The sequence below is a fragment of the Roseateles sp. GW821-FHT09G09 genome (assembly GCF_059415965.1).
This window is the reverse complement of the sequence record NZ_JBWKOG010000001.1, coordinates 672,745-691,573: the sequence shown is the minus strand read 5'-3', so window position 1 is coordinate 691,573 and position 18,829 is coordinate 672,745. Positions and strand designations below refer to the sequence as shown.

Below are 18,829 nucleotides of genomic sequence, written 5' to 3'. Positions count from 1 at the left end.
TTACTTCGACGACGCGGCGGGAGCGGCGGGGGCGGCGCCTTGCGGCGCGGCGACGGGGCGTCCCTTGTCGTCGAGCTTGGCCTGCTGCGGCGTGACCGGCGCGCCGGGCATCGCGTGCTGGAGGCCGTCGATGATCACGAGCTCGCCGGGCTTGACGCCCTGCACCACGCGGTAGCCGTCGAACAGCGCGCCGGCCTGGACCGGACGGGGCGCCACGATGTTGTTGGCGCCCACGACCATCACGACCTTGTTGGCCTGGTCGGTGCCGATGGCGCGGTCGGGGATCAGCGTGGCGGTATAGGAACCGGTGCCTTCCAGCCGGACGCGTGCGAACAGGCCCGGGGTGAAGAGCCCGTCCTTGTTGTCGAAGACCGCGCGGCCGCGGATGGTGGCGGTGGCCGGATTCAGGCGGTTGTCGACGAAGTCCATGCGGCCCTCGTGCGGGTAGCCCTGCTCGTTGGCCAGGCCGAGACGGATCTTGGTGGCCTGCTCGCGCTTGGCGCCGCCGGCGCGGGCGGCGGCGGCGTACTTCAGGAAGGTCGCCTCGCTGGCGTCGAAGTAGGCGTAGACCTTGTCGCTGGAGACGACCGTGGTCAGCACCGGCTCGCCGATGTTGACGAGGTTGCCGGGCGTCACGTTGGCGCGCGAGCTGCGGCCTGTGACCGGGGCGCGGACCTGCGTGAACTCGACGTTCAGCTTGGCCTGCGTCACGGCGGCTTCGGCGGCGCGGATGTTGGCCTCGTTGTTGCGGACGGCGGCCTTGAGCTGGTCGATCTCCTGCTGGCTGACGCCCTGGATGGCGACGAGCTTCTCGGCGCGGCCCAGGTCGGACTTGCTCAGTTCGGCGGCGGTGCGGGCGGCGGCGGCCTGGGCCTCGGCGCGGGCGACTTCGGCCTGGAACGGACGCGGATCGATGGTGAAGAGCGGGTCGCCCTTCTTGACGACCTGGCCTTCGCGGAAGTGGACCTTGTCGAGTGTTCCGGCGACACGGGCGCGGATCTCGACGGTGTCGGGCGCTTCCAGGCGGCCGGTGAATTCATCGAAGTCCTGGACTTCGCGCGAGATCGCCGGGGCGACCGTCACGGGCGGCGGGCCGCCATGGTGTTGTTGTTGTTGATCCTGTTGTCCACAGGCGGTCAGCAGCAGCGCCACGAAGGCGCCGGCGACGGCGTTGCGATTGAAAGAAAGTCCAGCCATGCATCACTCCCGAAAACGCCCACGGCATCTGTTGCACCGCAGCGTGCGGCGGAATGTACGCGGTACATGAAATACCAGCCAGTGGCTCAGGCAATACCTGTCCCTGGGGCTCAGGGCTTCCAAATACGAATTGACTGCCTGGGCAAGGTTGTGAGCAAGTCTCGTAGCAGACACTGCCGGAAAACGTCAGCAGGGTGGAGGTTCGGAGGATTGGGCAAGGGCGCCGGACTGACCCGGAGGGGTGGTTCGCGGCGCCGTTCATCCCTTCGCCCGCCGCCTCGCCCGCCGCCTCGCCCGCTTCACCCGCCCCTCGTCCGACGCGACCCGGGCAACAAAAAACCCGGGCAAGCCCGGGTTCTTCATGGCGAGTCCGTCAGGACTCTGGCGCGTCGATCAATGCACGCCGTGCATCAGCTTCTTCATCACCGGACTGAGCAGCATCAGCAGCACGCCGGCGCCCGCGGGGACGATGGTGAAGATCAGGAAGAAGGTGGACATCGAGTACGTCGACGAGATCGCGTCGATGTACGAGCCCGTCATGCCAGCGATCTTGTTGGCGATCGCGGCGTTGACGAACCAGACGCCGAACATCAGCCCCAGAAGGCGCGCCGGCGCCAGCTTGGAGATGTAGGACAGGCCGACCGGCGACAGGCACAGCTCGCCCATCGTGTGCAGCAGGTAGGCCAGCGTCAGGAAGATCATGCTGACCTGCGCGGTCTTCGCACCGGCCGGGATGCCCGACGCGCCGTACGACAGCGCCGCGAAGCCCAGGCCCAGCAGCACCAGGCCCACACCGAATTTCACCGGACCGCTCGGGTTCCAGCGACGCTCCCACATCTTGCTGAACATCGGCGCCAGGATCACCAGGAAGAAGGAGTTCAGCACCCCGAACCAGGTGGCCGGAATCTCGGATTGCTCCAGCGCGAATTCGCGGCCCAGCATCCACAGCGACAGGCCCCAGATCACCGCCAGCGCCAGTGCCAGCAGGGCGTTGGACGCCTTGTAGAGGCCCTCGGTGCTGCGGCCCAGCTTGATCAGCAGCCAGCTCAGGATCGCCACCGGGATCAGCGTCATCAGCGAGTTGACGATCTTGAAGATCAACCCGCTCGTACCGACCAGCGCGCGGTCGGTGTAGTCCGCCGCGAAGATGGTCATCGAGCCGCCGGCCTGCTCGAAGGCGAACCAGAAGAAGATGGTGAAGAAGGAGAACACGCCGATCGCGATCAGCCGGTCGCGCACGATGTGGGCGGGCGTGTCGTCCAGCGTCTCGCTCGCGTCGACCAACGGCGCGCTCTTGCCCGGTTCGCCGCCGATGTCGCCGAAGATGCCTTGCGCCAGCCAGAACTGCAGCGCGCCCAGGATCATGAAGACTGCCGCCAGACCGAAGCCGTAGTGCCAGCCGATCTTCTCGCCGATGTAGCCGCACAGCGAGATGCCGAAGAACGCGCCCGCGTTCACGCCCATGTAGAACAGCGTGTAGCCGCCGTCGCGCTGACCTTCGTTGTCCTTGTTGTAGAGCTGGCCCACGATCGCCGAGATGTTCGGCTTGAACAGGCCCGTGCCCAGGATCACCAGACCCAGGCCGACGTAGAAGGTGGCCTTGGTGTCGAAGAACAGTGCGATGTGGCCGGCCGCGATGATGAAGCCGCCCAGCACCACCGAGCGCCGCGTGCCGAGGAAGCGGTCCGCGATGTAGCCGCCGATGATCGGCGTCAGGTACACCAGCATCGTGTACGTGCCGTAGAGGCTGGTCGCCTCTTCGCGCGTCCAGCCCCAGCCCCCCTTGGCGGCCTCGGCGATCAGGTACAGCACGAGCAGCGCCCGCATGCCGTAGTAGGAGAACCGTTCCCACATCTCGGTGAAGAACAGGACGAACAGGCTGTTGGGCTGGCCGAGGATGGTCTGCCGCGCTCCGGGAGTTTGAATTGTGTTCAAACGACGCTCCGTGATCGATCGCTGGTGGATCGCTGGGGAATCAATGACCCGGCGCTCCGGGTCACGGGAAACCGCGTTCCAGGGATCAGAACGCGTTTGCCGCTGGTCCAGGCCCCGGATCGATCCGATCCCTCGGGGCCCGCCAGCGGCAGGCGGCGCCATTGTCAGCGAAAGGTCAGCGTGAACCGGCCCCTCGGCATTAGGGCTCACCCTAGGTGCGCAACCCCTTCCCAGGGCCGTCCGCACACGGCGACGGCGGCCTCGGACGCCGCGTTCATGGGCGTTCTTCGCGCAGCAGCCGCAGGCCGTTGAGCACCACCAGCAGGCTCGCGCCCGCGTCCGCCAGCACCGCCAGCCACAAGGAGCCGATGCCCGCGAGCGTCAACGCCGCCACGATCGCCTTCAGGCCCAGCGCCACGACGATGTTCTGCTTCAACACCGTCGCCACGCGCTCGGACAGGTCGATCAGCGCCGGGAGCTTGCGCAGGTCGTCCTGCATCAGCGCGATGTCGGCGGTCTCCAGCGCGGTGGCGCTGCCGGCGGCGCCCATCGCGATCGCGATGTCGGCGCGCGCCAGCGCCGGCGCGTCGTTCACGCCGTCGCCGATCATCGCGACGGGGCCTTGCTCGTCGGCGAGCTTGGCGATCGCGTCGAGCTTGTCCTGCGGCAGCAGCGGCGCGCGCACCGCGTCCTCCGGCAGGCCGAGCCGGCCCGCCATCGCGACGGCGCTCGCGCGCTGGTCGCCGCTGAGCATCGTCAGCGCCAGGCCGCGCGCGCGCAGCGTCTTCAGCACCTCGGCGGCTTCGGGTCTGGGCGTGTCCGACAGCGCCAGCAGCGCCAGCGTCTGCGCGCCGCGCATCAGCCAGACCAGCGTGTGGCCCTGCGACTGCAGCGCACGCGCGGCCTGGCGGGCCTCGTCGCCGACGGCCCCGCGCTGCTCGGCCAGTCGTTCATTGCCGAGCGCGAAGTCGGCGCCATCCAGCTGCGCGGTCAGGCCCAGGCCGGGGAGGTTCTGCAGGTGATCGACGGGCTCCAGCATCGTCCCCAGGCGCGCCGCATGCGCCGCGACGATGGCCTGCGCCAGCGGATGCGTGCTGCCGGCGTCCAGCCGCGCCGCCAGGTGCAGCGCCTGGTCGGCGTTGACCGACGGGGAGAGCGGCTGCACGGCCGCCAGTTGCGGCTTGCCCTCGGTCAGCGTGCCGGTCTTGTCGAAGGCCAGCGTCTTCAGTTGCCGGGCGCGTTCCAGGTACAGACCGCCCTTGATCAGGATGCCGCGCCGCGCGGCCGAGGCCAGGCCGCTGACGACGGTCACCGGCGTGGAGATCACCAGCGCGCAGGGGCAGGCGATCACCAGCAGTACCAGGCCCTTGTAGATCCAGTCGCCCCAGGTGCCGAGGCCCAGCAGCGGCGGCAGCACCGCGAGCGCCACCGCCACCAGCACGACCGCCGGCGTGTAGACACGGGCGAAGCGGTCGATGAAGGCCTGCGTCGGCGCGCGTTGCGACTGCGCCTGCTGCACGGCCGAGGCCATGCGGTCCAGCAGCGTGTGGCCCTTGCCGGCGGTGACGCTCATCTCGAGCAGGCCGTCGCCGTTGATGCTGCCGGCCAGCAGCGCGTCGCCGGGCGCCTTGTCGACCGGCATCGCCTCGCCGGTCAGCGCGGCCTCGTTCAAGCTGGAACGGCCCGTGAGCAGACGGCCGTCGAGCGGCACGCGCTCGCCCGGCGGAATGCGGACGGTCGCACCGATCGCCACCTCGGCCGCGGGCACCGACGTCCAGCGGCCATCGGCGCCCTGCACCTGCGCGCTCTCCGGCGCCAGCTGCGTCAGCGCGCGGATCGCGTCGCGGGCGCGGGCCAGGCTCAGGCTCTCCATCATCTCGGACAGGCCGAACAGCCACACCACCATCGCCGCCTCCGGCCATTGGCCGAGCACGATCGCGCCGATCACCGCCAGGCTCATCAGCAGGTGGATGTTGAGCGTCACGCTCTTCAGCGCGATCCAGCCCTTGCGCAGCGTCGGCAGGCCGCCGAGCAGCATCGTCGCGACGGACAGCGCGATCACCACCGGGCCGGATTCGTCGAAGCCGGAGAACGCCAGCGTTTCCGCCGCGATCGCGGCAATGCCGGCGATCGCCATGCGCCACTTGAGGCTGGCCGAGAGCGCCGGCGGCGGCGCGGGCGGCGGGGCCTCCGCTTCAATGGGCTCGGCGCTCATGCCGGCGGCATTGATCGCCGCGCGCAGCGGCGCGTCGTCGGGCAGGCGGTGATGGACGTCGAGCAGTCGGTTGATCAGGTCGAACTCGAGCGCGACCACGCCGTCCTTCCCCTGCAGTTGCTTGCGCAGCAGGCCTTCCTCGGTCGGGCAATCCATGCCGGCAATGAAGTAGCGCTGTCGGGTCGTGCCGGCGAGCGCCTCGGCGGTTGGGGCCGGCGACTTCGGGACCGGCGCGGCGCACGATCCGCCGTGGTCGTGGTCGTGGTCGTGGTCGTGGTCGTGACCATGCGCCTGTCCCTGACCGTGGTCGGCATCGTGACGATGCCCGTGCCGGGCCGGGGCCGGCGCTGAGGTCGAGGTCGGCTTCGCGGCGGGCGAGGGCGCCGGCGCGACGGCCGTGTGACCGCAGCATCCGCCGCAGGAGGCAGCGGTGGACTCGGGCGCGGCGGGGCGGTGATCGTGTTCCTGATGTGCCATGGGGTGGATTGGATAGTCTGTAGCCGCTCCAAGGTCAAGCGGCTATCCTGGACGACATGCGAATCGGCGAACTGAGCAAATCCACCGGCGTGGACATCGAGACCATCCGCTTCTACGAGAAGAGCGGCCTGCTGCCCCCGCCCGCGCGCAGCGACAACGGCTACCGGGACTACGCCCACGCGCACCTGGAGCGTCTGGCCTTCATCCGGCATTGCCGGGCGCTGGACATGTCGCTGGCGGACGTCACCCTGCTGCTGAACAGCCTGGAGACCCGCGATCCCGAGGAACTGGTGAAGGTCGACGTGCTGGTGGCCTCGCAACTCGGCAAGGTCCGCGCCCGGCTGCAGAGCATGCGGGCGCTCGAAGCGCAGCTGGTCGCGCTGCAGAAGCGCTGCGACGCGGACCATGACCACCACGCCTGCGGCATCCTCGAAGAGCTCGTCTCCGCGGCGCATGGCGAGGCCTGCGCCTGCCATCCTGATCCGCAGGGCAATCCGGGCCACACGGTGCCCCCTTCGCGAATCCGGGCGGGCTGAGAGCCGGCGAGCGTCTCAGTTCGTCATCGGCAGCGCCGCCTGCACGAGCCGCTCCCGCAGCCGCGGCACCGCGAAGTCGATGAAGGCCCGCAGCTTCAGCGGGAGCCGGCTCTGGCTGCGCGGCGCATACACGAGGTGCACCGGCCGCGGCGCGGCCTCGAAGTCCTCAAGCACCAGGCGCAGCCGCCCCGCCCGCACCTCGTCGTTCACCTGGTACGACAAGACCCGCGCGAGACCCGCGCCGGAACGGGCGGCATCGATAGCGGCGTCGATCGTCGTCACGCTCAGCCGCGATCGGAACGCCCCGGTGACCGCCACGCCGTCCTGCCGGAACGGCCAGGCGCCGTCGCTGGACACGCTCCCGAAAGACACGACGCGATGGCGACGCAGATCGTCAGGCGTCTGCGGCGTCCCGTGGCTCGCGAGGTAGGCGGGCGAGGCGCAGAGGACCTGCCGGCATTCGCCGAGCCGCGTGGCCACGAGACGGCTGTCCGGCAACTCGCCGATGCGCAGCGCGACATCGATCTGGTCGTCGAGGAAATGCGTGACCCGGTCGGTGAACTTGAGCTCGACGGCGATTTCAGGAAAGGCGTCCAGGAACGCGGTGACCGTCGGCAGCACGTGCAGGCGCCCGAACATCGTCGGCGCCGTCACGATCAACTCGCCGCGCGGCTCGGTGTACTCGCCGGCGGCGGCGCGTTCCGCCTCGTTGAGCTGGTCGAGGATGGTCCGCGCCGCCTCCACGTACGAGCGTCCCGCATCGGTCAGGTCCAGGCCCTTGGCCGAGCGGATCAGCAGCGATGCGCGCAGGTGCCTTTCCAGGTCAGCGACCTTGCGGCTCACGGTCGCCAGCGGCAGCCCGAGTCGCTGGCTCGCTTTCGACAAGCTGCCGGCATCCACCGCGGCGATCAGCATCGCCATTGCATCGATTCGATCCATGCGCGCTCGCGGCCCGGCATCGGCCGCCAGGCCTTCCATATTTCGAGAGGGTTGCTCTCGATCGTAGCGGCTTCCGCAGGAATCCGGGAAGGCCGAGACTGCCTCCATGCCTTCCAAGGCGGGTCACCGACCCGGGGAGGGCGACAAGGAAACCGTCATGAGCGCCACCAGCATCGACCCCGGCCAAGCCGCCACCATCCGCCATCGCACCGCGACCGTCCTGGGCCGGCAGGTGTTCTACCGCGAGGCCGGCGATCCGACGGCCCCGACCCTGCTGCTGCTGCACGGCCTGCCGACCAGCAGCCGGATGTTCAACCCGCTGATCCCGCTGCTGGCCGACCGCTTCCACGTGATCGCGCCGGACTACATCGGCTTCGGCCATTCGGAGGCGCCCCGGCGCGAGGACTTCGCCTACACCTTCGACCACCTGGCGGCGCACGTGGCCGGCCTCGTCGACGCGCTCGAGCTGAGCGCGTACACGCTCTACATGCAGGATTACGGCGGCCCGATCGGCTTCCGGCTGTTCCAGCAACGGCCCGAACAGGTGAAGGGCTTCATCATCCAGAACGCCAATGCCTATCTGGACGGCGTGGGCGACGAGGCCAAGACGGTCTTCGGCCCGCTGTGGGCGGCGCGCACGCCGGAGAGCGAGGCGCCCGCGCGTCAGTTGGTCAGCATGGCCGGCACGAAGTGGCACTGGCTGGTCGGCGTGAAGGACCCCGACCTGATCGACCCGGATCACTGGATCGTCGACCAGGCGCTGCTGGACCGGCCGGGCGTGCAGGACGCCAACGTCGACCTGCTGGAGAACTACCAGACCAACGTCGCGCTGTATCCGGACTGGCAGGCGGCCTTCCGCCGCCATCGCCCGAAGACGCTGATCGTCTGGGGGAAGAACGATCCGATCTTCATCCCGCCCGGCGCCCGCGCCTACCTGAACGACCTGCCCGAGGCGAAGCTGGTCTGGCTGGACGGGGGTCACTTCGTGCTGGACGAGTTCGCGCCGCAGGTCGCGGCGGAGATCAAGGCCGTCTTCGGTTGAGGGCGGGGCGCCGCCGCGCGGTGCGTCAGCGCGGCATCGAGCGGGCGAACTCCTCCAACCGCCGGCGGAGTTCGTCCCGGACCTGCCGCAGCGCCGGCGACAGTTGCGCGCGTCCGGGCACGATCAGGTGCAGCGGGGCCGGGTCGCCCCGCCAGTGCGGGTTGACGTGGACCAGTCGGCCACTGGCCAGTTCCTGGGCCACGTCGGGCCACGACTTGTAGGCGAGTCCCAGGCCCGCCAGCGCCCAGCGCTTGACGACCTCGCCGTCGTCGGCGACACGGCGCCCGGCGAGCGGCAGGTCCACCGGCTGGCCGGCGATCTCGACCGGCCAAGTGGCCGGCACCTCGCCGGCGACGAGGTAGCGCAGCGCCTCGTGCCGCGCCATCTCCTCCGGCGACGCCGGCATCCCCTGCAGTGCCAGGTAGTGCGGCGCCGCGACCAGCACCCGGCGGCAATCCGGCAGCAGCGGCAAGGCGACCTGGGCGCCGCCCGTCGGTTGTCCGTAGCGGACCGCGGCATCGACCGGACGCCGGAGCAGGTCCGTGAGCGGATCGCCGATCTGCAGGCGCAGCGTCAGGTCGGGATGGCGCTCTTGGAACTGCTCCAGCCACGGCAGCAGCACGTGACGCCCCAGGTCCGACGGCACCGTCAGATGCAGCTCGCCGGAGAGCGCTTCGCGGCCGGCCAGCGCCTCGTCGCGGCCGTCGATCAGCGCCTGCAGCGCCGCCCGCGCATGCGGGAGGTAGCGCTGACCTTCACCGGACAGCCGCAGGCTGCGCGTGCTGCGCACGAACAGCGGAAAGCCCAGTTGCTCCTCCATCCGCTTGAGCGCGGCGCTCGCGGCGGCCGGCGACCAGTCCAGCGCCTTCGCGGCCGCGGTCAGGTTGCCGAGATCGGCAATGCGCACCAGCAATTCGAGGTCGGTGATCCGGGTCATTGTTCGATTTTCTTTGAAAAAGCTTAGCCAGCCACCCGGTTCAATCGCGCCCGGCTTGATTCCAGACTGGAACCATCAAACAACCTGGAACACGCCATGGCACACCCCGACCCCACGACCGCGACCTCGACCGCGACCACGACTGCCACCACGCCCACCCATGCGCCGGCAGGCACGACCTTCACCCCGGACACCGTCAGCGTCGTCATCGGCGGAACCTCCGGCATTGGCCGCGCGGTGGTCGACGCCTTGAGCGCGCGCCCCGGCCGGGTCATCGCGGCGGGTCTGACGACCGGCCTCGACGTCGCGGATCCGTCGGCCGTCGCCGCCTTCTTCGAGTCGATCGGGCCGTTGGACCATGTCGTCTTCACCGCCGGCTCCCAGGCACCAGGCGGGCCGGTGGCGTCGCTGGACCTCGACGCGGCCAAGGCGGCGTTCGACATCAAGTTCTGGGGCGCGATCGCCGCGGCGCGCGCGGCGGCCGGCCGGCTGCGCCCGGGCGGCACGCTGACCTTGACCTCCGGCTTCCTGGCGCGCCGCGCCGTCCCCGGCGCCTTCGTGAAGACCGCCATGAACGCCGCGCTGGAGGCCTCCGCGAAGCTGCTGGCGCGGGAGCTCGCGCCGCTGCGCGTGAACGTCGTCAGCCCAGGCCTGACCGACACCGAGGCCTATGCCGGCATGGCGCCCGAGGCGCGCGCGGCGATGCTTGCCAAGGCTGCCTCGACCTTGCCCGCCGGTCGCGCAGGACAGGTCCAGGACCTCGCGGCGGGGTATCTCTTCCTCATCGACAACCCCTTCGTCACCGGCAGCGTCATCGACATCGACGGTGGGGCGCTGATCCAGTGAGCGGCCCGCGAGGAAGCGGCGAGCGCACTGTCCCCGCTGTGTGACACGCGACATTCCGTGACGGAGTGGGCATCGGCTCTCTCCAGGAGGGCCGAGGGACGTTCGGGTGGTTCAGTCCGAGCGCCGAACGGACGATGTAGAGTGCGGGCCGCCCGCGTTACAACTTCAAGACATGTCGAGCGCGGCCGGCCCACCCTCCGCTCTTCACGTCGCTCATGCGTGTCTGTTCACTGTCATCGGTCAAGAACCGCATCGTCCTCGGTCAGCCGCTCGCCTTCAGCGTGCGGGACACCGACCGGACGCTGCTGCTGGCGCGCGGGCAGGTGATCGCCGACGAGGCGCAGCTCGACGCGCTGATGCGGCGCGGCGCCCTGGTCGATGCGAACGAACTCGCCGAATCGGCGCGGCAGGCGGCCCCCGCGCCGGCGCGCTCCGCCGCCTACCTCCGCGAGCGCTTGCCCGAGGAATGGGATCGCGGCCAGCAGGAGGTGCGCAACGCCCTGTCGGCGTCGCCGGAACGCATGGCCGGCGCCTTGGACGGCGCCACGGCGCTGATGCTGACCCTGATCGACAGCTCGCCGGAGGTCGCACTCTCACAGGTGGTTCGACAACCTGAATCCACCAGCGGTCACTACGGCGTGACGCATTCCTTGCATGCGGCCACTGCCTGCCACGCGGCGGCCCGTTATCTGGGCTGGGGCCCGGACGACCAGCGTCGGGCCTTCCAGGCCGCGCTGACGATGAACCTGGGCATGCTGGACCTGCAGGCGCGGCTGTCCAGCCAGGTCTCGCCGCTGACGGCGATGCAGCGCGAGGCCATCAACGAGCACCCGATCCGCAGCGTCGAGATGCTGAGCGCCGCCGGCATCGACGATGCGGACTGGCTGGATGCGGTGCTCCAGCATCATGAGACGCCGGACGGGCGCGGTTATCCGCATGGTCTCAGCGACGTCGGCGAGCTGGCCGAGATGCTGCGCTACGCCGACGTCTACACCGCCCGCCTGAGCAGCCGGGCCAACCGGCCGGCGATGAGCGCGGCGCAGGCCGGGCGCGAGCTCCACCAGATGGCCGCGCAGAGCCCGCTGGCGGCGGCGCTGATCAAGTCCTTCGGCATCTTCCCGCCGGGCAGCCTGGTGCGGCTGGCCAGCGGCGAGGTCGGGCTGGTCGTGCGCAACGGCGACAAGGCGCACCGCCCGATGGTGTCGGCCTTGACCAACGCCAACGGCGAGCCGCGCCAGACCCCGGTGCTGCGCGACAGCAGCCGCGACGACCATGCCGTGGTCGCCCTGCTGCCCGCGCACGGCTCACCGATCCGCCTGTCCGACGAGCGCATCGCGGCGCTGATCGCCAGCGCCTGAGCCGCCCGGCCGGTGGCGCGAGGCGCCGCCGCAAAGCCTTGCAGCTGATTCACCTCGATGCATCAGACTGGCGAGGATCCACCTCTCTTTCGGTAAACCCGGCCCGCGTCCCCGGCGCGCAGACTCCGCCGTTTTCGGACATGGGGGATGCATGTGGGTCAAGCGGTCGAACTGAAATCGGGGCGCTGGCGCGCCATGGTGGCGACGGATCGCGGCGGACGTCTGCGCTGGCTGGGGGAGATCGGGCCCGGCGGTCGCGCACCGTGGTTGCGGCCGCTGCTGATCGAACGGGGCAGGCTGGTCGGCGGCGGCGCGGTGAGACTGGGCGCCCCGACCGGAATGCCCGAGGACATGGCGCGGCTGGTCCCGGACCCCGCCACCTTCGACGAACCCTGGCGCATCACGCACCAGGCGCCCGACGCGATCACGCTGATGCTGCATCCCTGCAGCCCGTCGCCGGGCGCCTGGGGCTTCCAGGCGAGCCAGACGCTGCGCCTGGACGAGCATCGGCTGGACTGGACCTTGTCGGTGCGCAACCTGAGCCGCATGCCGATGCCGGCTCGCCTGGGGTGGCTGCTGAACTTCCCGGAAGACTTCGCCGATGCCGCCTGGCTCGACGAGACGCTCGACACGGTGAGGCTGGTCGGCCGAGATCACGTGGAGCGCCGCGATCCCTGGTGCGGCATCGCCTCGCTGAGCGGCGCCGGCGGGCGCATCGTGCTGCTGCGCGGGGAAGCCCCGCTCGACACGCTGAGCTTCGAGCGCCATCCGACGCGCACCTCGGTGCAGGTCCGCCTGATGACGCCGGACACGCCGCGGCTGCTGTCCCTGGCACGGGGCGAGGAACTGACGCTGCGGCTGTCGATCGACCTGCTGGAGCCGCGGACGCCGCCGCTGCCGCGCGTGCCGCCGGACAACCCTGCGGGGTCGCCGATCCTCTGAGCGCCCCGATCGTCGAGGGGCGAGGCGAGACCGGCACGCGCCCCAAAGCGCGCGGGCGGCCAGGAGGCGGAGGGAGGCGCCGCCTATACTGCCGCGCGCCGCTCCTGCGGCTTCCCCCCATGCCGACGCTGCCCTCCCTCGCCGCCTTCCGGCCCTATCTGCGTGACGCCTTGCGCGACGATCTCGTCGCCGCCGTGGTGGTCAGCGTCCTCCTGATTCCCCAGAGCCTGGCCTACGCGATGCTCGCCGGCCTGCCGCCGCAGGTGGGCCTCTATGCGAGCCTGCTGCCGCCCCTGTTCTACGCGGCGCTCGGCTCCAGCCCCTTCCTCAACATCGGCCCGGTCGCGGTGCTGGCGCTGATGATCATGCAGACGCTGCAGCTCGCGCCCGCCGGCGTCAGCCCGAGCGAGGCCGCGCTGGTGCTGTCCGCCGAGGTCGGCCTGTTCCTCGGCGCGGCGGCGCTGCTGCGGCTGCACGCGCTGGCCGCGCTGCTGTCGGTGCCGGTGCTGCACGGCTTCGAATCGGGGGCGACGATCGCCATCGCCGCGAGTCAGCTGCCCGTGCTGATCGGCTCGACGGCGACCGGCGGCACGCTGCCGGATCTCTGGCGCTCGCTCTCGGCGCACGACTTCGACTGGCGCGGCGTCGCGGCGCTGTTCGGCGCCGTGTCGCTGCTGGCGCTGGTCGCGGTGCGGCGCCTGCCCAAGGGCTTCCTCTCGCGGATCGCGCCGCTCGCCGTGCTGCTGATCGGCATCGGCGTCGCATGGGGCTGGGATCCGCAGGGCCTGCCGCGCGTCGGCGAGCTGCCGCCGCTGGCGCTGGTCTTCACGCTGCCGCGGCTCGACGCCGAACTCTGGACGGCCATGCTGCCCGGCGCGGCGCTGATCGGCCTGCTCGGCTACGTGTCGAGCCTGGCCGTGGCCGAGTCGCTCGCGCGGCGCGTCGGCCAACGTGTCGATGCACGGCGGGAACTGATGGGCCTGTCCGTCGCCAATCTGGCGGCGGCGATCTCGGGCGGCATGCCCGCCGCCGCGAGCTTCTCGCGCAGCGTGCTGATGAGCGACGCAGGCAGCCGCACGCGCATGACCGGCGTCTTCGTCGCCGCGATGATGGGCCTCGTGCTGCTGACGGTATCGCCGCTGCTGGCCTGGGTGCCCAAGCCGGTGCTGGCGGCCAGCATCATGGTCGCGGTGCTGTCCGGGCTGAAGTTCGGTCCCTACGCCGATGCCTGGCGCTACGACCGCGCCGAGGCCCTGCTCATGACGGCGGTGACGCTGCTGGTGATCTTCGCCGGCATCACCGCGGCGCTGGGCCTGGGCGTGGCCAGTGCGATCGCGCTGCTGCTGCAGCGCAGCGCCCGACCGCACGTCGCGCTGATCGGCCGCATCCCGGGGACCGAGCACTACCGCAACGTCGAGCGCCACCACGTCGAGCTCGACCCGGAAGTCCTCGGCCTGCGCATCGACGAGAGCCTGCTCTTCCTCAACGGCCGCAGCCTGGCCGACGTCGTCCAGGCCCACCTCGACACGCACCCGAGCACGCGGCGCGTGCTGCTGCAGATGTCGCCGGTGAACAGCATCGACTTCAGCGGCCTCAGCGCGCTGAAGGAGCTGCACGAGACGCTCGAGCGCCAGGACCGGCGCCTGGACCTCAGCGAGGTCAAGGGGCCGGTGCTCGACCGGCTCAAGGCCAGCCAGTGGGAGTCGTGGTTCCGCGGGAAGATGTACCTGTCGCACCACCTGGGGATGAGCGACCCGGGCTGACGCCGCTCAATGCACCTCGTTCAGATGCCCATGCTTGCGCAGGTCGGGCATCAGGAAGCAGACGAGGAAGGCGAAGAAGCACATCACCGAGACGTAGACGTAGAACGCGCTCTCGACGTTCGCGGCCTTGAGGCTCAGCGCGACAAACTCCGCCGAGCCGCCGAAGATCGCATTGCCGATCGCATACGACAGGCCCACGCCCAGCGCGCGGATCTCGGGCGGGAACATCTCCGCCTTGATCAGCCCGCCGATCGAGGTGTACAGCGACACGATCGCCATCGCCAGGATGATCAGGCCGAAGGCCGCATACGGGCTCTGCACGCCCTTGAGCGCCGACAGGATCGGCCAGGTGCACACCGCCCCCAGGAGGCCGAACCACAGCATCGACGTCCGCCGCCCGATGCGGTCCGACAACGCGCCGAACAGCGGCTGCATGCACATGTAGACGAACAGCGCCGCCGTCATCACCGTGCTCGCCACCTTCTTGTCCATGCCCACGCTCAGCACCAGGTACTTCTGCATGTAGGTCGTGTACGTGTAGAAGGCCAGCGATCCGCCCGCGGTGAAGCCCAGCACGATCAGGAACGAGCGCATGTGCTTGCCGAACAGCTCGCGCATCGAGCCCGATTCCTTGCGGTCGAGCTGCTCCGCCTTCGCGGTCTCGGCCAGCGAGCGCCGCAGGTAGAACGCGATCACCGCCGTCGCGGCGCCGGCCGCGAACGGGATGCGCCAGCCCCAGTCGCGCATCTGCGTCTCCGACAGCGTCTGCTCCAGGATCGCCACGACCAGCACCGCCAGCAGCTGGCCGCCGATCAGCGTCACGTACTGGAACGACGCGTAGAACCCGCGCTGGCCGCGCAGCGCGATCTCGCTCATGTAGGTGGCGCTGGTGCCGTATTCACCGCCGACCGACAGGCCCTGGAACAGCCGCGCCGCCAGCAGCAGCGCTGGCGCCAGGACGCCGATGGTTTCGTAGGTCGGCATGCAGGCGATGGCCAGCGAGCCGCCGCACATCATCAGCACCGAGATCATCATGGCCGTCTTGCGGCCCTTGCGGTCGGCGATGCGGCCGAACAGCCAGCCGCCGATCGGCCGCATCAGGAAGCCCGCGGCGAACACGCCCGCCGTGTTCAGCAACTGGACCGTCGGATCGCCCTTCGGGAAGAACGCGTGCGCGAAGTAGATCGACGTGAACGCGTAGACGTAGAAGTCGAACCACTCGACCAGGTTGCCGGACGAGGCGCCGACGATGGCCAGGATGCGGTCACGCTTCTCATGCGCGGTGTAGTGCCCGGCGACGCCGGACGCCGACGTCGAGCCGCCGGCAAGGGGTGGGGTCTTGGCAGTCATGGCGGAAGCCTACTCCCGCGATGGGAAACCCGCAGGCGTGGTTCGGGCAAACCGAACGCCACGCGCACCGCGGATGGATCAGGCCATTTCGGCCATCGCCAATCGCACGCCGAAGGCCAGGAACAACGCACCGATGCCGCGGTTGAGCCATCGCCCGAGCGCGCGTGCCCACCCCTGCCCGCGCGCGCGGGCGCCCGCCACAGCGCTCGACCAGGCCAGCAGGTGGCACCACAGCATCCCGTTCACGTTGAAGACGGCGCCGAGGAACAGGAACGCCGCCGCCTTGCTCGGCGCGTCGGCCGCAATGAACTGCGGGACGAAGGCCAGGAAGAACAGCCCGACCTTGGGGTTGAGCACGTTGGTCAGGAAGCCCTGCGCGAAGATCTTGCGCAGCGGGGCGGCGGGGGGCGGGGTCGGGAGCGCCTCCTGGCCTCCGCCTGGCGCCAGCGCCAGGTCATCGTCGCGGTGTGCGCTGCGGTGGGCGTCGCTGTGTTCGCCGTGGTGTGCGCCCCCGGCGCCGGTCCGGTCCGCCGCGGTGCGTCGCTTGAACAGCATGCCGGCGCCCAGGTAGATCAGGTAGGCGGCGCCGAGCAGCTTCACCACCGTGAACGCCGCCGTGGACGCGGACAGCAACGCCGACAACCCCAGCGCCGCGGCCAGGATGTGGATGCAGGTGCCGGCACCGATGCCCAGCGCCGCGGCCGAGCCGGCGCGGAAGCCCTGCGTGGCGCTGCGCGCCATGATCAGCAGCGAGTCCGGCCCCGGCGTCATGTTGAGCAACAGGCCGGAGGCGATGAAGAGGCCGAGGTCGTGGGTGCCAAGCATCGGAGACGTCTCCCGAAAGGCCGCCATCATGCCCGCCCCCGGCGCGGACCGCGCGATATTCGCGCAGTGATTGTTCCGATCTTTTCAACGGTCTGTTGCGGAGGAATGGATTTAAGGGTGAACCCTTATGACGCATAGTTCATCCCATCGACACACCAGAACCGCTTCCGGGAATCTCCAACCGGCGACGACTTGAAACCTCCGGGCAACCGGCAGATTTCAAACGACACCGGGTTGAATCCCTGGCGCAACGGGCGGGTCGAATCATCCACCCCGTGCCCCTTCGCTGTTGCCCTGGGACCGAATCTGAAAGGAAAGATCATGACCTCCAAGAACATCCTGGCTTCCGTCCTCTTTGCTTCCGCCGCCCTGGTGGCCGGCAACGCGATGGCCAACGACAACCCGCACACCCAGCCGGTCAACACCCCGAGCGCCGTGAGCCGCGCCGAAGTGCTGGCCGACCTGGAGATCTACCGCGAGTCCGGCCTGGCCGCCGTCGAGCAGTCGGAAACCTACGGCTACGACAACGCCCGCCGCGACGCCGCCAAGGCCAAGTACGCCGAACTGCGCAGCTCGCCGTACTACGCGACCCTGGTGAAGAAGTTCGGCGGCAGCGTTCCGGCCACCGCCGTCGCGGGTCGCTGATCGCTGACCCCTGTTTCCGATACCTGCCTGCAAGAAACCCCCTGAGAGAGAACTCGAACAATAGATTGGTAGAGAGCACTTTTTGAGGTCAAGGGCTCCGGCCCTGGTCGGTGGCGGTTCTCCGCACTCCTCCCTCCTGTCCGTCACCGACCGCCTATACCTCCCCCTCGGATGAGCCGCTGCTCGCCGAGGGGGTTTTCTTTTGCTTAAGCGGAAATTAAGTATTTGCTTATCCGACCTCTGGCAGATATTCGAAAGGCAAGCGCGACCTATTCATCCGGCATTCGCCCAGCATTCGCACGACATCCGTCGAAATCGCCCCGGCGGCGGGCGTGACCCAGGATTACGGCGCGGAACGCGCACGACCGTGCGGAATCCCGGAGAATCGCCCCGCGGCCCCCCAGCAGTCCCCCTTCCGGGGCCGCCTGATCAAGGGCATCGGATGGACCGGATCGTGCAAATGCGGGCGTTCGCCCGGGTGGTGGAAACCGGCAGCTTCACCAAGGCGGCCGACTCGATGGATCTCCCCAAGGCCAGCCTGACGCGGCTGGTGCAGGCGCTGGAAGCGCGCTTGCGGGTCCAGCTGCTGACGCGCACCACCCGCAAGGTGACCGTCACGCAGGACGGCGCCGCCTATTACGAGCGCACCATGGCCCTGCTGAGCGAGCTCGAGGCCATCGACCAGGGCATGCTCCACGACCAGAGCAGGCCGCGCGGCCGGCTCCGCGTCGACGTGACCACGCTGACCGGCTCGCGGGTGCTGATCCCCGCGCTGGGCGACTTCCACGAGCGTTACCCCGACATCCAGATCGCGCTCGGCGTCAGCGATCGCGCGATCGACCTGCTGGTCGACAACGTCGACTTCGTGCTGCGCGTCGGCGCGGTGCAGGACGCCGGCCTCGTCGCGCGTCGTGTCGGTCAGATCCAGTTCTGCACCTGTGCTTCGCCGGCCTACCTGGCGAAACACGGCACGCCGGAAACGCCGGAAGACCTCGACCGGGAACCTCACCAGGCCGTCGGTTATTTCTCGTCGCGGACCGGACGGGTCTTCCCGTTCGTGTTCCATCGCGGCGACGAGCGCATCGAGGTCGAAGGCCGGCGCCGGCTCGACGTCAACGACAGCAATGCCTACGTCGCCGCCGGGCTGGCGGGGCTGGGTGTCGTCCAGCTGGCGAAGTACGCGGTCCAGGAGCAGCTCACGAGCGGCGAGCTGGTGCCGCTGTTCCCCGGCTGGCACCACAACGCGGTGCCCGTCTACCTGGTCTATTCGCCCAACCGCTATGTGTCGGCGCGCATGCGCGTGTTCATCGAGTGGGTGGCCGAGACGCTGGCGAAGAAGGGCCTCGGGCCGGACTGAACTGCAGGCTGATGCGCGGCCCGATGCGCCCGCTCACACGACGCCGGCGGGCGGGCCGCCGCGGCCCATCAGCCACACGACGAGCAGCGCCATCAGCAGCACCCACAGCACGACGATGGCCGCGCCCACCTTGAGGTTGCGCGGCAGCCGGCCGCGCTGTTCGGCGGCGCGCAGGCGCGCCCGCGCGATCACCTGCGGCGGCATCAGCCGGAGCACCAGCCAGAAGCCCAGCGGCACGAGGATGAGGTCGTCGAGCAGGCCCAGCACCGGGATGAAGTCCGGGATCAGGTCGATGGGGCTGAGCGCGTAGGCCGCGACCGCGATCGCCACGAAGCGCGCCAGCCAGGGCGCCTCCGGGTCGCGCGCCGCGTAGAAGACGGTGAGCAGCTCGCCCTTGAGCAGGGCGGCCCAGCGCTTGAGGGATCCGCGTTTCATCCGCCCATCATGCGTCAGCCGCCGCGCGGA

16 protein-coding genes are annotated in these 18,829 nt (G+C 69.9%); 8 read left to right on the top strand and 8 right to left on the bottom strand.

Features of this window, described 5'->3' with window-relative positions:
* The 3 genes from AC07O8_RS03045 to AC07O8_RS03035 form a co-directional block, all read right to left on the bottom strand.
* Positions 1–1,197: an efflux RND transporter periplasmic adaptor subunit gene (locus AC07O8_RS03045; protein WP_495046628.1), complete on the bottom strand. Its 1,197-nt coding sequence runs from the start codon at positions 1,195–1,197 to the stop codon at positions 1–3.
* Between the two features lie 393 nt (positions 1,198–1,590).
* A complete protein-coding gene (locus AC07O8_RS03040; protein ID WP_495046627.1) occupies positions 1,591–3,132 on the bottom strand; it encodes a peptide MFS transporter in 1,542 nt (513 codons plus the stop codon).
* A 274-nt stretch (positions 3,133–3,406) separates the two neighbouring features.
* Positions 3,407–5,824 (bottom strand): heavy metal translocating P-type ATPase, encoded by a 2,418-nt coding sequence (locus AC07O8_RS03035; protein ID WP_495046626.1) that lies wholly within the window; start codon positions 5,822–5,824, stop codon positions 3,407–3,409.
* Between the two features lie 56 nt (positions 5,825–5,880).
* On the opposite strand from AC07O8_RS03035, the gene AC07O8_RS03030 reads away from it, so the two are divergent.
* A complete protein-coding gene (locus AC07O8_RS03030; protein ID WP_495046625.1) occupies positions 5,881–6,360 on the top strand; it encodes a Cd(II)/Pb(II)-responsive transcriptional regulator in 480 nt (159 codons plus the stop codon).
* 15 nt (positions 6,361–6,375) lie between these two features.
* Here the strand turns inward: AC07O8_RS03030 and AC07O8_RS03025 are convergent, their stop codons facing one another.
* On the bottom strand, positions 6,376–7,299 hold the full coding sequence (locus AC07O8_RS03025) for a LysR family transcriptional regulator (protein ID WP_495046624.1): 924 nt from the start codon (positions 7,297–7,299) through the stop codon (positions 6,376–6,378).
* Between the two features lie 157 nt (positions 7,300–7,456).
* Here AC07O8_RS03025 and AC07O8_RS03020 point away from each other — a divergent pair, with 157 nt between their 5' ends.
* Complete coding sequence (locus AC07O8_RS03020) at positions 7,457–8,341, top strand: alpha/beta fold hydrolase (protein ID WP_495046623.1); 885 nt, start codon at positions 7,457–7,459, stop codon at positions 8,339–8,341.
* 25 nt (positions 8,342–8,366) lie between these two features.
* Here the strand turns inward: AC07O8_RS03020 and AC07O8_RS03015 are convergent, their stop codons facing one another.
* Positions 8,367–9,278, bottom strand: a complete 912-nt coding sequence (locus tag AC07O8_RS03015) for a LysR family transcriptional regulator (RefSeq protein ID WP_495046622.1) — start codon at positions 9,276–9,278, stop codon at positions 8,367–8,369.
* A gap of 96 nt (positions 9,279–9,374) precedes the next feature.
* Between AC07O8_RS03015 and AC07O8_RS03010 the strand changes: the two genes are divergently transcribed.
* The 4 genes from AC07O8_RS03010 (at position 9,375) to AC07O8_RS02995 (ending at position 14,187) form a co-directional block, all read left to right on the top strand.
* Positions 9,375–10,124 (top strand): SDR family oxidoreductase, encoded by a 750-nt coding sequence (locus tag AC07O8_RS03010; protein ID WP_495046621.1) that lies wholly within the window; start codon positions 9,375–9,377, stop codon positions 10,122–10,124.
* A 215-nt stretch (positions 10,125–10,339) separates the two neighbouring features.
* A complete protein-coding gene (locus tag AC07O8_RS03005) occupies positions 10,340–11,482 on the top strand; it encodes an HD-GYP domain-containing protein (RefSeq protein ID WP_495046620.1) in 1,143 nt (380 codons plus the stop codon).
* A 147-nt stretch (positions 11,483–11,629) separates the two neighbouring features.
* A complete protein-coding gene (locus AC07O8_RS03000) occupies positions 11,630–12,424 on the top strand; it encodes a hypothetical protein (protein WP_495046619.1) in 795 nt (264 codons plus the stop codon).
* Positions 12,425–12,543: 119 nt separating this feature from the next.
* A complete protein-coding gene (locus AC07O8_RS02995) occupies positions 12,544–14,187 on the top strand; it encodes a SulP family inorganic anion transporter (protein ID WP_495046618.1) in 1,644 nt (547 codons plus the stop codon).
* Between the two features lie 6 nt (positions 14,188–14,193).
* Here the strand turns inward: AC07O8_RS02995 and AC07O8_RS02990 are convergent, their stop codons facing one another.
* Together AC07O8_RS02990 and AC07O8_RS02985 are read right to left on the bottom strand one after the other, a co-directional pair.
* Positions 14,194–15,537 carry an MFS family transporter gene (locus tag AC07O8_RS02990; RefSeq protein WP_495046617.1) on the bottom strand — a complete coding sequence of 448 codons (1,344 nt, stop codon included), beginning with the start codon at positions 15,535–15,537 and terminating at the stop codon, positions 14,194–14,196.
* Positions 15,538–15,615: 78 nt separating this feature from the next.
* Positions 15,616–16,362, bottom strand: coding sequence for a LysE family translocator (locus AC07O8_RS02985; RefSeq protein WP_495046616.1), 747 nt, complete (start codon positions 16,360–16,362; stop codon positions 15,616–15,618).
* A gap of 321 nt (positions 16,363–16,683) precedes the next feature.
* Between AC07O8_RS02985 and AC07O8_RS02980 the strand changes: the two genes are divergently transcribed.
* Positions 16,684–17,007: a DUF4148 domain-containing protein gene (locus AC07O8_RS02980; protein WP_495046615.1), complete on the top strand. Its 324-nt coding sequence runs from the start codon at positions 16,684–16,686 to the stop codon at positions 17,005–17,007.
* Positions 17,008–17,467: 460 nt separating this feature from the next.
* Entirely contained in the window at positions 17,468–18,364 is an 897-nt protein-coding gene (locus AC07O8_RS02975; RefSeq protein WP_495046614.1) for a LysR family transcriptional regulator, read from the top strand.
* 33 nt (positions 18,365–18,397) lie between these two features.
* Here AC07O8_RS02975 and AC07O8_RS02970 read toward each other — a convergent pair whose 3' ends face one another.
* Entirely contained in the window at positions 18,398–18,799 is a 402-nt protein-coding gene (locus tag AC07O8_RS02970; protein ID WP_495046613.1) for a YkvA family protein, read from the bottom strand.
* Positions 18,800–18,829: the final 30 nt, after the last annotated feature.

Coding starts and splice junctions, on each gene's coding strand:
- AC07O8_RS03045 (WP_495046628.1), bottom strand. CDS start 1,197: ATGGCTGGACTTTCTTTCAATCGCAACGCCGTCGCCGGCGCCTTCGTG.
- AC07O8_RS03035 (WP_495046626.1), bottom strand. CDS start 5,824: ATGGCACATCAGGAACACGATCACCGCCCCGCCGCGCCCGAGTCCACC.
- AC07O8_RS03030 (WP_495046625.1), top strand. CDS start 5,881: ATGCGAATCGGCGAACTGAGCAAATCCACCGGCGTGGACATCGAGACC.
- AC07O8_RS03025 (WP_495046624.1), bottom strand. CDS start 7,299: ATGGATCGAATCGATGCAATGGCGATGCTGATCGCCGCGGTGGATGCC.
- AC07O8_RS03020 (WP_495046623.1), top strand. CDS start 7,457: ATGAGCGCCACCAGCATCGACCCCGGCCAAGCCGCCACCATCCGCCAT.
- AC07O8_RS03015 (WP_495046622.1), bottom strand. CDS start 9,278: ATGACCCGGATCACCGACCTCGAATTGCTGGTGCGCATTGCCGATCTC.
- AC07O8_RS03010 (WP_495046621.1), top strand. CDS start 9,375: ATGGCACACCCCGACCCCACGACCGCGACCTCGACCGCGACCACGACT.
- AC07O8_RS03005 (WP_495046620.1), top strand. CDS start 10,340: ATGCGTGTCTGTTCACTGTCATCGGTCAAGAACCGCATCGTCCTCGGT.
- AC07O8_RS03000 (WP_495046619.1), top strand. CDS start 11,630: ATGCATGTGGGTCAAGCGGTCGAACTGAAATCGGGGCGCTGGCGCGCC.
- AC07O8_RS02995 (WP_495046618.1), top strand. CDS start 12,544: ATGCCGACGCTGCCCTCCCTCGCCGCCTTCCGGCCCTATCTGCGTGAC.
- AC07O8_RS02990 (WP_495046617.1), bottom strand. CDS start 15,537: ATGACTGCCAAGACCCCACCCCTTGCCGGCGGCTCGACGTCGGCGTCC.
- AC07O8_RS02985 (WP_495046616.1), bottom strand. CDS start 16,362: ATGCTTGGCACCCACGACCTCGGCCTCTTCATCGCCTCCGGCCTGTTG.
- AC07O8_RS02980 (WP_495046615.1), top strand. CDS start 16,684: ATGACCTCCAAGAACATCCTGGCTTCCGTCCTCTTTGCTTCCGCCGCC.
- AC07O8_RS02975 (WP_495046614.1), top strand. CDS start 17,468: ATGCGGGCGTTCGCCCGGGTGGTGGAAACCGGCAGCTTCACCAAGGCG.
- AC07O8_RS02970 (WP_495046613.1), bottom strand. CDS start 18,799: ATGAAACGCGGATCCCTCAAGCGCTGGGCCGCCCTGCTCAAGGGCGAG.